We start from the raw sequence: 13201 nt of genomic DNA on the forward strand, positions 1-13201 counted from the left end.
ATGGCGCTGCTGCTTGCGAGTGGTTGTACCGCTGCATGTGCGGCTGGCGCGTCGCCGCTTTGTGCAGTCGGCACGCGCGACCATCCCACCATCACGCGAACGACGCTGGCCGGCGTGCCAGCCATCCTGCGCATACCGCCGCATATCGGAAAGCCGCCGGTCATCCTTTGGCACGGCTTCGGTCCACCGGCCAGCGAGGGCGCGATGATGGAAGCGCTGCCGCTCGACGACGTCGACGCGGTGAAAGTCTACCTCGGCCTGCCGCTGTTCGGCGCCCGCGCGCCGGCGGGCGGCAACAAGGAACTGGCGCGGCGCCAGAGCGAAGACGTGGGACTGGAGCTGTTCAAGCCGGTCGTGGCGGGCGCGGCCGATGAGCTGCCGGCCGTGGTGGAAGCGCTGCGCACGAACGCCTGCATGCAACGGGACGGCGCCATCGAGCTGGTGGGATTCTCGGCGGGCGGTGCGGCGGCGCTTTACGCGTTGTCGCAAGACAAGGTGAAGATCGATGCGGCCGTGCTGATCAATGCATCCACCGGCTTGAGCGCCTCGGTGCAAGCCTACGAGCAGGCGACCAAGCAGACGTATGCGTGGTCGCCTGCTTCGCGCGAACTGGCGCGGCGGACGGATGCCATCGCGCACACCGCCGATATCGCCAGGCACCATCCGGCACTGTTGTTCCTGCAGGGCAGCAACGATTCGGTGATCGACTCGCATGTCGCATCCGAGCTGTACGAAGGCCTGCGACCGCTCTACCGCAAGCAGGCCTCGCGCTTGCAGCTTCGGCAACTGCCCGACATGTCCCACCAGTGGGCGGCGGACGCCTCATCGCTTGCGGGCGTGCGTCGTGCCGTTGGCGCGTGGCTCGGAGCGGCATCGACTCAATGATCGATGCCGTGTGCCTTCAGCACATCGCCGATATCGAACAGCCAGAGGTTGCGCGAGCCATTGAGCGGTTCTTCCAGCCGGTGCTGCAGTGAGGCGATGTCATCCTGCGGCTTGGGAAACTGCACCGTGTTCTCGCGGCCGCTGGACACGTAAAGCTCGCCAAAGCGGCGACCCAGCGACGGCGCATTCTCCAGCGCGCTGCTGTTGATGTCGCCGGGCAAGTGGATCGGCTTGCTCCATTGACCGCCGGCCTCGCGGAACGCGATGTAGAGATCGGCACTGCCCAGCGAATCGCCTTCGTTGCCGGCATAGATCAGGAAGCGCTGGTCCGGGTCGACGCAGGGGTCCATGCGGTTGTGATCGAGATCGCCCAGCGCCAACCGCTCCGGTTTCGCATAACCTTTGGCCGTGTGGTGCGCCACATAGATCTGGTACGCCTTGCCCGAATCGTCGCGATGCGCGGAGAAATAGATGTCGCCGTTGGACGCTACCGACGGGTTGTAGATCATCGCGCCATCATTGAGCGCACCGTCGACGTGCACTGGCTTGCCCCAGTGGCCGTCGCGCTGCTGCTCGACGTACCACAGGTTGGTGCCGGCGAAGGTCTGTCCGCCCATCTCTGCCATCACGGGCACATCGCCATCGCGCAACGGACGGTTGGAGACGAAGTACAGCCGCTTTCCATCCGGCGAGAGGGCGGGCTCGGAATCGTGCCACTGGCCGGAGAACGAGACGACCTGCGGCAGACTCCAGCGATCGCCCTGCCTGTGCGAGACCAGGATGGTGTCGTCTTTCTCGGCGAAATCCGAACGCATGAAGTACAGCGTGTTGCCGTCCGGCGTCACAGCCGCGGAGGTTTCCTGCAAGGCGGTGGAGATGACGCCCGGGCCTACCAGTTCGCCAGCGTTGACGCGGGCAGAGATCAACGCAAGCACCACGGATGCGGCCAGCACGAACGACTTCGACGACATGCACGAGGCTCCTTCAGGAGGGGGGACGGTAAGTCCCCCCTAACCTGGAGCATCGATGACCACCGCGCAGCCGGTTTGTGATCGGCGGTGCCCGCGCGGTGACGAGCGGTCGTCACCGCAGCGCCGACGGTCAGGCCATGCCCAGCGCGCGGCGAGCATGCATGCGGAAGCGGCGGCTGAGGTTCAACCGCGTGCCATCGTGAAGCACTACTTCGGCGCTGCCCTGGAACAGCGGATGCACTTCGCGGATGCGTTCGACGTTCACCACGATGCCGCGATGGATGCGCAGGAAACCGCCGGGATCGAGCGCCGCCAGCAGATGACGCAGCGATTCGCGATGCAGATAGGTCGCGCTGCCTGCGTGGATGTGCACGTAGTTGCCATCCGCACGGATCCAGTCGATGTCGCTGGCGGCAATCACCCGGATGTGCTCGCCCTGTTGCACGCTCAGGCGTTGCAGGTAAGGCGAGGGCGGACTTGCCGGCGCGCTGCCTGCAGGAGAGGCGACGGGCGCGGCGTGCAGGCCTTGCCAGTGGCGCCTGACGCGCGCCATGGCCTGGTCGAAGCGTTCCTGGTCGATCGGCTTGAGCACGTAGTCGATCGCATTGGCGTCGAATGCGCGCAACGCGTGCTGGCCGAACGCGGTGGCGAACACCACCATGGGCGAGGTATCGCGCTTGAGCCCGTGCAGCAGCTTGAAGCCATCGATGCCGGGCATGCGGATGTCCAGGAACATCAGATCCGGCTCCAGTGCCTCGATGGCCAGCCGCGCTTCGCTCGCATTGCCGCATTCGCCGACGATCGCCACGTCGCTGTGCGAGGCCAACGCCTGGCGGATCGCCAGCCGCGCCAGCACTTCGTCGTCGACCAGCAAGGTACGGATCGGTGGCGTGTTCATGCGGCGCGCTCCCGGAATGGAAAGCGAAGTTCCACCCGCGTGCCGCCTTCTTCCTTGCGATGCAGCTCCAGTGAAGCGTTGGCGCCGAACAGCATGTCCAGGCGCGTGCGCGTGTTGCCCAGGCCCAGACCGTCCTTGGCGCCATCGGCGGGCAGGCCGATGCCGTCGTCGTCCACGCGCAGCAGCAGATCGTCGCCATCGCGGCGCGTCACCACGCGCAGCGTGCCGCGTTCGGTCTTGTCCAGCAGGCCGTGGCGCAGCGCATTCTCCACCAGCGGTTGCAGGATCATGTTCGGCACCAGGGCGCGCATGGTGTCGGGAGATACGTCCAGGTGCGTGGTGAGGCGGTCCTGGAAGCGAACCTGCTGGATGCCGAGATAGCAGGTGAGAAATTCCACTTCGCGCGACAACGGCACTTGTTGTGCGTGTCGTTCTTCCAGCGTGAGGCGCAGGAAGTCGCTGAGCCGCGCAATCATCTGGCGCGCCTGCACCGGATCGGCCAAGGCCAGCGCGGAAATCGCGTTGAGCGTGTTGAACAGGAAATGCGGTTGCAGTTGCACGCGCAAGGTCTGCAGCTGCGACTGTACCAGCTGCGTTTCCAGCTGCGAATTGCGCAGGCGCTCGTCGCGCAGGCGTCGCTGCGAATCGATCGCGCGCAGCACCACCAGCATCACGCCGTAGGTGATCCAGCTGAGATGGAAGTTATAGGCGAACTGCATGCGCGCGAACGCGCCGAAGGTGATGTCAGGCCGGGAGGCGGGCGGTCCGACCAACGTCCAGTAGATGCACAGCACCACCATCACTTCGAGCGCGGCAAGCAGGATGCTGCTGGGCGCGTGCACGGCCCAGAAGCGGCTCCAGCCGCCACCGCCGCCTTGCGTACCGAGCCACGCCACCAGTGGCGTGAGCAACATCCACAGATAGGCGTTGGTGAGGTTCCAGGTCAGCGGGCGAATCCAGGTGTAGACCTCGCCCTCGCTGATCATCGAGATCACCGAGCTGGCCGTATAGGAGAGCGCCAGCAGCGTCCAGAAGGCGAAAACCAGCCCCCAGATCTTCCAACGTGGCGCGGTCATAAGGTCGGACACCGGAACCTCGCAGGCATGCGTTGCCGCCATGAACTTGCATAGTCTGGGTGTCCGCCGGCGGCGGCGACAGTGCCTGAAGGCATCAATGGCGCAGCCTTGCCCAAGCCAGCATCAACCGGCGGAACAGGCCGCTGCCGCAGTCACGAGTCGGTCGCCCAGGCGGGCGAGCCAGGGTGCCAATGACACTTTCCACATGCGGTTGCTGTTCGCGTTGGCGGCCGCCGCCAGCGGCGCAGGCAAGGCCCGGTCGCTGGTGAAATACAGCGTGCGATGGTCGCAGCCCAGCTGGGAACCCATATTGGCCGTGCCGCCGTTCACCGTGTCGCCCAGGTCCTGCGGCGTGCTCCAGTTGTCGGCCGTATGGAAGGCAATCGCCAGGCGATAGGGCTGCTTGGGATCGTGCTTGATGCTGAAGACCATGAACGAGCGATCGGGCGCGATGGCGACATCGCGAATCTGGGCATCCTTGTCGCCCACCGCCACCACGTAAGGCGCCTGGTACTGACCGTTCTGATAGACCGTGCGCAACGGGCGCAATACGCCGTCGGGCGCACAGCCGATGTAGTAGACGCTGCGGTCCGCGGCGATGCTCGGCGCGAAAGTGCTGGTGCAGGTGTTGACGGCATCGGGCAGACGCATCGGCTCGCTCCAGCCATCGCCCTGGCGCTCGACGCGCCATAGATTCATGCCCTGGCCAACCAGCCGCTGGCCTTTGCGCACGGCGTCGAGAGCCGCACCGTTCTTCTCGACGGGGCGGTTGGAGGCGAACACCAGGAAGGAACCGTCGGGTGCCATCGCCGGATCGCCATCGCGCCAGCGACCCGAGAACGGCGCCACTACGGGCGACGACCAGTGGCCGTCGACACGATGCGATGCCATCACCACGGCGCCGCCTTCGGTGCCGCGCATGAAATACACCGTGTTGCCATCGGGGGTGAAGGCGGGCGAGGCATCGTCGGCGGCAGCGATGTCGCCGCCGGGAATGAATACCGTGGGTACGAGCGCCGGCCGATCGATCGCCGGCGATGCCACCAGCGCCGATATCGCGATCAAGGCCACGCCCATCATCTGCTGCCACATGCTGCTCACTCCGACATCCGCACGATTGGGGACACCGTGCAAACGTAGGGCGGAAGTCATGTGCCGTCGCCACTTTTGTGACTACCGGTAGCAGCGCTGCCACGAGCGGCAAGCTGCCACGTACGGCCGGTTGCAGGCGCTACCAGTCGATGCGTTGCCGGTCGCGGAAGAAGCTGCCGTTGAGCGCGGGGCGCGACGGCAGCATGGCAGCCCAGACGATGCCGGCCGCGCCTTCGGCCACCGGGCGTCCGCCGTGGCCGCCCATGTCGGTGGCGACCCAGCCGGGGCACACCGCGTTGACGAGGATGCCGCTGCCCGCCAGTTCCGCCGCCAGCATGCGCGTGTGGCTGTTGAGCGCGGCCTTGGACACGCGATAGGCAGGGCAGCTGGAACCGTCGCTGTCGATGGCGCCACAGCCGCTGGAGACGTTCACGATGCGGCCGTAGCCATGCCGCTGCATCAGCGGAAGCATCGCCTCGGTGAGCTGCCAGGCACCGAGCAGGTTGGTTTCCAGCGCCTGCCGCACCAGGCCAAGATCGACCGACGATGCCTGGTTGTCGACATCGAAGTACGCGCCGGCGTTGTTGATCAGGATATCCAGCCGACCGTATTCGCCGTCGATGCGTGCCGCGAGTTCTCCGACACATTGCGTCGAGGTGACATCCAAGGGCACCGCGATGACGTTGCCGCCTTCGCGGCGCAATTGCCGCGCGGCCTTCTCGCCGGCCAGTGGGCGGCGCGCGCCCAGCAGCACGGTCACGCCTTCGGCGGCGAGCTGGCGCGAGATTTCGAAACCCAGCCCGCGATTGCCGCCGCTGACCAGGGCAATGCGCTGTGACGGCTCCGGGTCGGCCGCCGCCGCGCGACGTCGTGAAGGCCTCCCCGGAAACGCCACCGCGTTCATGGCGTCGCGGCCAACTGGTCGCAACGCTCGGTGGCGCAAGCCTGCCAGCCACCGCCCAGCGCCTTGTACACCGACACGGCACGCAGGTTGATCGCAGCCTGCGCATCGGCCAGCGCATCCTCGGCTTCCAGCTGCGTGCGCTCGGCATCGAGCAACAGCAGAAAGTCGGCGGCGCCTTCGTTGTAACGGATGCGCGCAAGATCGGCGGCGTGACGGCTGTTGGTCACCTGATCCTGCAGCTTGAGCACGCGCTCGCGTTGCAGGTTGTAGCCGACGATGGCGTTGTCCACGTCTTCCACCGCCTGCAGCACGGTGCGCTGGTAGCTCGCCAGGGCGGCATCGGAACGCGCCTCGCTGGCCTTCACGTTGGAACGCACGCGCTGCACGTTGAGGCCCGACCAGGTGATGCTCGGTGCGATCGACCAGGCGCGCGATTGCGCCCCGCCGAAGTCGTTGCTGCGACCGGCGAGGAAGCCGAGGAATCCACCGAGCTGGATGTGCGGGTAGTAATCCGCCTTGGCCACGCCGATGCGCGCATTGGCGGCGGCCAGTTCGCGCTCGGCGATACGGATGTCCGGGCGGCGTTGCAGCATGTCACCCGCGTTGCCGATATCCAGCGCCACATCGATCGGCTTGAAGCCCTTCGGCGAGACATCGATGTCCAGTTCACCCGGACGCTCGCCCAGCAGCACGGCCAGGCGCGAGGTGTCGTTCTGGGCCATCGTCTGCAGCGTGGGCAGCTGTGCTTCGACGAAGTTCAGCCGGGCGGTAGCGCTTGCGACGTCCTGCTCCGAGCCCGTGCCGATATCCGAACGTGCGTGGATAAGACGCAGCGACTCGCGCTGGTTCTCGATGTCGCGATTGGCCACATCGATGCGCAGCTGCACGCCACGCAGGTCGAAGTAGTAACGCGCGACTTCCGCGAACAACGTGACCTGCGCATCCTGCAACGACGCTTCGCTGGCGCCGGCATCGGCACGCGCGGCTTCCACCGAGCGACGCACGCCGCCGAACAGATCGATCTCCCAGCTGGCATCGAATCCGGCCTGGTAGCTGGTGATGGTGGTGCGCTGGTCGGTGAAGCCGGGCTGCTGCTCGCGGGCACGCGAGTAGTTCACGCCGGTTTCCACATCGGGGATCTGCTGCGACTTCGCCACGCCGAGTAGGGCGCGGGATTCACGCAGGCGTGCATAGGCGATCTTCAGGTCGGGGCTGTTCGCCGCCGCGCGCTGGATCAATGCTTCCAGCGTGGGATCGTTGAACTGCTTCCACCATTGCGCCTGGAACGTCTGCGTGGACTCCTGCGCATTGACGCCTTGCAGCGCCACCGGCTTCTCCTGCGGCGCGTGGTAGTCGGGACCGACACTGACGCAGCCGGACAGCATGATGGCGGCGGCAATGGCGGTGACTTTCTTGGCGGTGTTGCGGCGGGACACGGGCTCGCAGGCGCAGTCGTCGGCCAGGGCGAAATCCATGTGGCCAACGCCCGAACCGAGGGTGTCGCTGGAGCGGCCCCTCACCCCGGCCCTCTCCCCGGCGGGGAGAGGGAGAAGTGCGGTTTTGAGGTTCTTGAAGAACGGCATATCAATGCTCCTCGATAAGGTTGCTGTCCTGCGCAAGGCGGGCAGCCTTGCGGGCGCGGCGGCGTTCGCTCACGCGTTCGCCCCAGCCGCGGACCAGCACATAGAACAGCGGCGTAAAGATCAGGCCGAAGAAGGTGACGCCCAGCATGCCGGCAAACACCGCCACACCCATCGCATGACGCATCTCCGCACCCGCACCGTGCGAGGTCACCAGCGGCACCACGCCCATGATGAAAGCGAACGAGGTCATCAGGATCGGGCGCAGTCGCAGGCGAGCCGCTTCCAACACCGCCTGGGTGCGGTCCATGCCTTCGAGGATCTGCGCTTCGCGGGCAAACTCGACGATCAGGATCGCGTTCTTGCACGCCAGGCCCACCAGCACGATCAAACCGATCTGGGTGAAGATGTTGTTGTCGCCACCGGTCATCCACACGCCCGAGATGGCAGACAACAGCACCATCGGCACGATCAGGATCACCGCCAGCGGCAGCAGCAGGCTTTCGTACAGCGAGGCGAGCACCAGGAACACCAGCAGCACGCACAACGGGAACACCAGTACCGCGGTATTGCCGGCGAGGATCTGCTGATAGGTCAGCTCGGTCCATTCGAACGTCATGCCGTTGGGCAGGTTGTCCTTGGCCAGCTTTTCAATCGCCGCCTGCGCCTGACCGCTGCTGAAGCCCGGTGCCGGTCCGCCGTTGATCTCGGCAGTCGGATAACCGTTGTAGTGCTGCACGCGATCCGGACCCACGGTCTGGTTCACCGTGAGGAAGGAACCCAACGGAATCATCTCGCCCGTCGAGCTGCGCGTCTTCAGGCCCAGGATGTCCTGCGGCTCGTGACGGAAGCCCGGCTCGGCTGAAACGTTCACTTGGTACGTGCGACCGAAACGGTTGAAGTCGTTGACGTAAAGCGAACCGAGGTACGCCTGCATGGTCTGGTAGACATCGGCCAGATCCACGCCTTCGGCCTTGGCCTTCTCGCGGTCCACGTCCGCATCGATCTGCGGCACGCTCACCTGGTAGCTGGAGAACAGGCCCGCCAGCGTGGGCACCTGGGTGCTTGCCTGGACCAGGTTCTGCGTCTGCTTGTACAGCTCCTCGAAGCCCGCATCCGAACGGTCTTCCACCTGCAGGCGGAAGCCACCGATGGTGCCAAGGCCGTTCACCGGCGGCGGCGGGAAGATCGCGATATACGCGTCCTGGATACCGGCGTACTTCTGCTGCAGGGCCGCGGTGATCGCACCGGCCGACAGCGACGCATCGCGGCGTTCCTCGAACGGCTTGAGCGTCACGAACACGATGCCGGAGTTGGTGCTGTTGGTGAAACCGTTGATCGACAGACCCGGGAACGCCACCGCGCTTTCCACGCCCGGCTGCTTGAGCGCAATGTCGCTCATGCGGCGGATCACGTCTTCCGAACGATCAAGCGAGGCGGCATCCGGCAGCTGCGCGAACGACACCAGGTATTGCTTGTCCTGCGGCGGCACGAAACCGGTCGGCACGTGGGCGAAGCCGAACAGGCCAAGCAACACCAGACCGCCATAGATGATCAGCGCGATCGAACCCGAGCGAAGGATGCGCTTCACGCCACCGACGTAACGGTTCGCACTGCTGATGAACAAGCGGTTGAACGGACGGAACACCCAGCCGAAGGCGCGATCGATCAGCAGGCTCAACTTGTCCTTCGGCGCATCGCGATCCTTGAGCAGCAGGGCAGCCAGTGCCGGGCTGAGGGTGAGCGAGTTGAACGCAGAGATCACGGTGGAGATGGCGATGGTCAGCGCGAACTGGCGATAGAACTGACCGGTCAGGCCGCTGATGAACGCTGCCGGCACGAACACCGCGCACAGCACCAGCGCCGTAGCCACGATGGGTCCGGTCACTTCGTTCATCGCCTTGCGTGTGGCCTCCTTGGGAGAGAGTCCGTGCTCGATATGTCGCTCGACGTTCTCCACCACCACGATGGCGTCGTCGACCACGATGCCGATCGCCAGCACCAGTCCGAACAACGACAGCGCGTTGAGCGAAAAGCCCGCCATCAGCATCACGGCGAACGTACCGATCAAGGACACCGGCACGGCGACCAGCGGGATGATCGAGGCGCGCCACGTCTGCAGGAACAGGATCACCACCAGCACGACCAGCGCGATGGCTTCGAACAGCGTATGCACCACCGCTTCGATCGAACCGCGCACGAACACGGTCGGGTCGTAGACGATCTTGTAATCCACACCCTGCGGGAAATCCTTCTTCAGATCCGCCATCAGGCCGCGGACTTCATCGGAGATCTGGATCGCGTTGGAACCCGGACGCTGGAAGATCGGCAACGCCACCGCCGGCTGGTTGTTGAGCAGGCTGCGCAACGCGTAGTTGTTCGAACCCAGTTCCACGCGGGCCACATCACGCAGATGCGTGAACGAACCGTCGGCATCCTTGCGCACGATGATATTGAGGAAGTCTTCCTCGGTGATCAGTCGGCCCTGCGTATTGATGTTGAGCTGGAAAGCGGAGTTGGTCGGACCCGGCGGTGCATTCAGTGCACCAGCCGCGACGGTGATGTTCTGCTCCTGGATCGCATGCACCACATCGCCCGTGGTGAGCTGGCGCGACGCCAGTCGCTGCGGATCGAGCCACACGCGCATGGAGTACTCGCCGGCACCGAAGATCTGCACGTCGCCGACGCCATCGAGGCGGGCCAGCTGATCCTTGATGTGCAGGCGCGCATAGTTCGACAGATACAGCATGTCGTAGCGCTGATCCGGCGAGATCAGATGCACCACCATGGTGAGGTCGGGCGAGCTCTTCTGCGTGGTCACGCCAAGACGCTGCACTTCCTCGGGCAGGCGCGGCTGTGCTTGCGCGACGCGGTTCTGCACCTGGACCTGGGCGTTGTCCAGGTCCGTGCCCAGCGCGAACGTGACGGTGAGCGTCATCGCGCCGTCGCTGGTGGACTGTGAGCTGGTGTAGAGCATGCCTTCCACGCCGTTGATCTGTTCTTCGAGCGGCGTGGCAACGGTTTCGGCGATCACCTTGGGGTTGGCGCCGGGATAGGAAGCACGCACCACCACGGTAGGCGGTACGACTTCGGGGTATTCGCTGATCGGCAGCTTGAACAGCGAAATGCTGCCCGCGATGAGGATCAGCACGGAGAGGACGCCGGCCAGAATCGGCCTGTCCACGAAGAATTGTGCGATTTTCATTGCATTCGTCCTGGTTGCTCGCTGGCACCAATGCCCGCGCGAGGCGGGGACTTCCGGCGCTTTGCTTGCGTGATGCGGAGACAAAGCGTCCCTGGCCCTCGACTCCAAAGAGCGAGGGCGTTCATTTCATTTCTTGCCGATTGCTTTCCTATTCGTCATCCCGGCGTACGCCGGAATGACGAACTAAGGCTTCTGCGCGGCCTTGTTTCCGCTAGCGCCACCCGCCATCGCAATCTGCTTGCTCGGATCCAGACTGCGCGTCTCCATCGCCACCTTGGTCGGATTCACTTCCACACCCGGACGCACGTGCTGGATGCCGGCGACGATCACGGTGTCCTTGGCGTCCAGACCTTCGGTAACCACGCGCAGGCCGTCCAGTAGCGGACCGGTGACCACGCGGCGGTATTCGACCTTGCGATCCTTGTCGACCACGTACACGTACTTGTTGCCCAGGTCGGCACCGACGGCGCGGTCGTCGACCAGTGCACGCGGCTGGCGGCTGTCGCTGCGAAGCTGGATGCGGACGTAGAGGCCCGGCGTGTAGCTGGCGTCGGCGTTGTCGAAGACGGCGCGCAGGCGGATCGTGCCGCTGCCGGCGCGAAGCTGGTTGTCGACGAAATCGACGCGGCCGCTGTGCGGAAACCCTTTTTCGTCAGCCAGTGCCATCGAGATCTGCGGCGAAGCGCCATGTTCGCGACGCTGCCGGTCGAACTTCAGGTAGCTGTGCTCGTCGACGTCGAAGTACGCATAGATCGGAGTGACACTCACCATGCTGGTCAGCACATCGTTGCTGGTCACCAGGTTGCCCGGCGTCACCAGCGCGTTGCTTACGCGGCCATCGATCGGAGCGCGTACTTCGGTGAAGCTCAGGTTGAGCTTGGCGGCATCGAGTGCAGCGGTGGTGGAGGCCACCTGAGCCTTGGCGCTTTGTGCCGTGGTCTGCTGACGATCCGCCTCTTCCTTGGAAATGGCGTGCTGATCGAGCAGGCGCTGGGCGCGCTCGGCATTGGACTGGGCCAGCACCTGTTCGGCCTTGGCCTGGCCGAGATTGGCGTTCAGGCGGTCCGCCTCGGCCTGGTAGGGCCGCGGGTCGATGCGGAACAGAAGATCGCCTTTTCGCACGATCGCCCCTTCCTTGAAGTGCACCGAGTCCACATATCCGCTCACGCGAGGACGCAGCTGGATGGTGTCCACGGCCTGCAGGCGGCCGGTGAATTCGTCGGCATCGTCCACCGGGCGCACCAGCACCTGGGCGACCGTGACCGCGGGTGCCGGCGGCGGCCCGGCCTGGGCGTGGGTGTCGGCGCTATGGCCCAGCAAGGCCCAGCTGCCGCCCACCACGGCGAGGGCAAGAATGGCGAGGATCCATCGGTTTTTCATGTTGCGCTCCCGGAATGAACTCGTCGACGTGGGGGTACCCCGACGATCAGGAGCGGAAGATTAGGTGTACTATCTGGTTCAATAAATGCCTTTTGATGCAACGCAATAGTGACTGCGAGTCACGAATGGGGTGAAAATCCAGCCTATGGAAGACTTTGCCGCAATCTCAGCGTTTGTCCGCGTGGTCGAAGCCAAGAGCTTTGCCGCGGCCGCCGCCCAACTGGGTATGACCCCCTCCGGCGTCAGCCGCGCCGTCTCCCGACTGGAAGAACAGCTGGGTGCCCGGCTCTTGTTCCGGTCCACGCGTTCGCTGCGTTTGACCGACGATGGGGCCTCGTTCCATGCACGGTGCAAGGAGATCCTTGCCGACCTGACCGAGGCCACCGAGGCCCTGGGCTATGCCCAGCGCAAGCCGACCGGCAAGCTGCGGATCGGCGTGCCGGCCGCCGTCGGGCGTACCGTGATCATCCCCAGGCTGGCGGAATTCGAGCAGCGCTACCCGGACATTCGTCTGGAGCTGTCGATGTGCGATTACCCCTACGACCTCAATGAGGAAGGCATCGATTGCGCCGTCCGGGTCGGGCCGCTGGAAGATTCCAGCCTGATCGCCCGCAAGATCGGCTACCTGCGCAACGTAATGATCGCCTCGCCGGACTACCTGGTGAAGCATGGGGCACCCCAGAGCATCGAAGATCTGAAGGATCACCGCTGCATCAATTACATCCTGCCCAACGGCCGTCCGCGGCAGTGGCAGTTCGAGACGCCGAGCGGCCAGGTCGCCGTGGATATCGATGCACACCTGCTGATCAATGATGCCGAGTCGGTGATCCAGGCCGTGGTCGCGGGGCTGGGCATTACCCAGGCGCCGCACGTGATCGCCGCCTGCATGCTCGACTTCGGCAAGCTCGAGCTGGTGATGACCGACACCACCTCCACCGGCAAGCCGGTGTGGATCGTCTACCCGCAGAAGAAGCATCTCTCGGCGCGCGTGCAGGCCTTCATCGAATGGGTGCGCGAAGTGTTCGAGCAGACCAGCGAGCCGGGCAAGCACAAGAAGCCGGTGATGGCGGCAGTGCCGGAGCGGCTCAGCGCCTGACCGCGCCACGATGGGAAAGCGCACGCCTGTGCGCTTTCAGAATTCTTCATACGCATTTCAGGCGTTTCATTCGGTGACCTGTTGGGCTGTGCTCCGTCTTCCCACGGAGCTCAC

The 13201-nt window shown here is 65.0% G+C and carries 10 protein-coding genes; 2 read left to right on the forward strand and 8 right to left on the reverse strand.

Features of this window, described 5'->3' with window-relative positions:
- On the forward strand, positions 1-885 hold the full coding sequence (locus tag ISP20_RS04400) for an alpha/beta hydrolase family protein (RefSeq protein WP_204634864.1): 885 nt from the start codon (positions 1-3) through the stop codon (positions 883-885).
- Here the strand turns inward: ISP20_RS04400 and ISP20_RS04405 are convergent.
- The 8 genes from ISP20_RS04405 to ISP20_RS04440 form a co-directional block, all read right to left on the reverse strand.
- A complete protein-coding gene (locus ISP20_RS04405; protein WP_204634865.1) occupies positions 879-1856 on the reverse strand; it encodes a TolB family protein in 978 nt (325 codons plus the stop codon). The genes ISP20_RS04400 and ISP20_RS04405 overlap by 7 nt on opposite strands.
- Before the next feature lie 130 nt (positions 1857-1986).
- Positions 1987-2754: a LytR/AlgR family response regulator transcription factor gene (locus ISP20_RS04410; protein ID WP_204634866.1), complete on the reverse strand. Its 768-nt coding sequence runs from the start codon at positions 2752-2754 to the stop codon at positions 1987-1989.
- Positions 2751-3830 (reverse strand): sensor histidine kinase, encoded by a 1080-nt coding sequence (locus ISP20_RS04415; protein WP_239535310.1) that lies wholly within the window; start codon positions 3828-3830, stop codon positions 2751-2753. The genes ISP20_RS04410 and ISP20_RS04415 overlap by 4 nt, the downstream gene beginning before the upstream one ends.
- A gap of 123 nt (positions 3831-3953) precedes the next feature.
- The gene (locus ISP20_RS04420; RefSeq protein WP_204634868.1) at positions 3954-4931 is read right to left on the reverse strand and encodes a TolB family protein; all 978 of its coding nucleotides are present in this window, start codon (positions 4929-4931) and stop codon (positions 3954-3956) included.
- A gap of 130 nt (positions 4932-5061) precedes the next feature.
- Positions 5062-5826, reverse strand: a complete 765-nt coding sequence (locus ISP20_RS04425; RefSeq protein WP_204634869.1) for an SDR family oxidoreductase — start codon at positions 5824-5826, stop codon at positions 5062-5064.
- A complete protein-coding gene (locus ISP20_RS04430; RefSeq protein WP_204634933.1) occupies positions 5823-7211 on the reverse strand; it encodes an efflux transporter outer membrane subunit in 1389 nt (462 codons plus the stop codon). The genes ISP20_RS04425 and ISP20_RS04430 overlap by 4 nt, the downstream gene beginning before the upstream one ends.
- A 199-nt stretch (positions 7212-7410) precedes the next feature.
- On the reverse strand, positions 7411-10611 hold the full coding sequence (locus tag ISP20_RS04435) for an efflux RND transporter permease subunit (protein ID WP_204634870.1): 3201 nt from the start codon (positions 10609-10611) through the stop codon (positions 7411-7413).
- A 183-nt stretch (positions 10612-10794) separates the two neighbouring features.
- Positions 10795-11991 (reverse strand): efflux RND transporter periplasmic adaptor subunit, encoded by a 1197-nt coding sequence (locus tag ISP20_RS04440; RefSeq protein ID WP_204634871.1) that lies wholly within the window; start codon positions 11989-11991, stop codon positions 10795-10797.
- A 145-nt stretch (positions 11992-12136) separates the two neighbouring features.
- Between ISP20_RS04440 and ISP20_RS04445 the strand changes: the two genes are divergently transcribed.
- A complete protein-coding gene (locus ISP20_RS04445; protein WP_204634934.1) occupies positions 12137-13087 on the forward strand; it encodes a LysR family transcriptional regulator in 951 nt (316 codons plus the stop codon).
- The last annotated feature ends 114 nt before the right edge of the window (positions 13088-13201 follow it).

The organism is Dyella kyungheensis (assembly GCF_016905005.1).
In the GTDB taxonomy this organism is placed as follows: Bacteria; Pseudomonadota; Gammaproteobacteria; order Xanthomonadales; family Rhodanobacteraceae; genus Dyella; species Dyella kyungheensis.

Excerpts from the sequence above, each read along its gene's own strand:
- ISP20_RS04435 (WP_204634870.1), bottom strand. The coding sequence starts at position 10,611 with ATGAAAATCGCACAATTCTTCGTGGACAGGCCGATTCTGGCCGGCGTC.
- ISP20_RS04405 (WP_204634865.1), bottom strand. The coding sequence starts at position 1,856 with ATGTCGTCGAAGTCGTTCGTGCTGGCCGCATCCGTGGTGCTTGCGTTG.
- ISP20_RS04445 (WP_204634934.1), top strand. The coding sequence starts at position 12,137 with ATGGAAGACTTTGCCGCAATCTCAGCGTTTGTCCGCGTGGTCGAAGCC.
- ISP20_RS04400 (WP_204634864.1), top strand. The coding sequence starts at position 1 with ATGGCGCTGCTGCTTGCGAGTGGTTGTACCGCTGCATGTGCGGCTGGC.
- ISP20_RS04425 (WP_204634869.1), bottom strand. The coding sequence starts at position 5,826 with ATGAACGCGGTGGCGTTTCCGGGGAGGCCTTCACGACGTCGCGCGGCG.
- ISP20_RS04410 (WP_204634866.1), bottom strand. The coding sequence starts at position 2,754 with ATGAACACGCCACCGATCCGTACCTTGCTGGTCGACGACGAAGTGCTG.
- ISP20_RS04440 (WP_204634871.1), bottom strand. The coding sequence starts at position 11,991 with ATGAAAAACCGATGGATCCTCGCCATTCTTGCCCTCGCCGTGGTGGGC.
- ISP20_RS04415 (WP_239535310.1), bottom strand. The coding sequence starts at position 3,830 with ATGACCGCGCCACGTTGGAAGATCTGGGGGCTGGTTTTCGCCTTCTGG.
- ISP20_RS04430 (WP_204634933.1), bottom strand. The coding sequence starts at position 7,211 with ATGCTGTCCGGCTGCGTCAGTGTCGGTCCCGACTACCACGCGCCGCAG.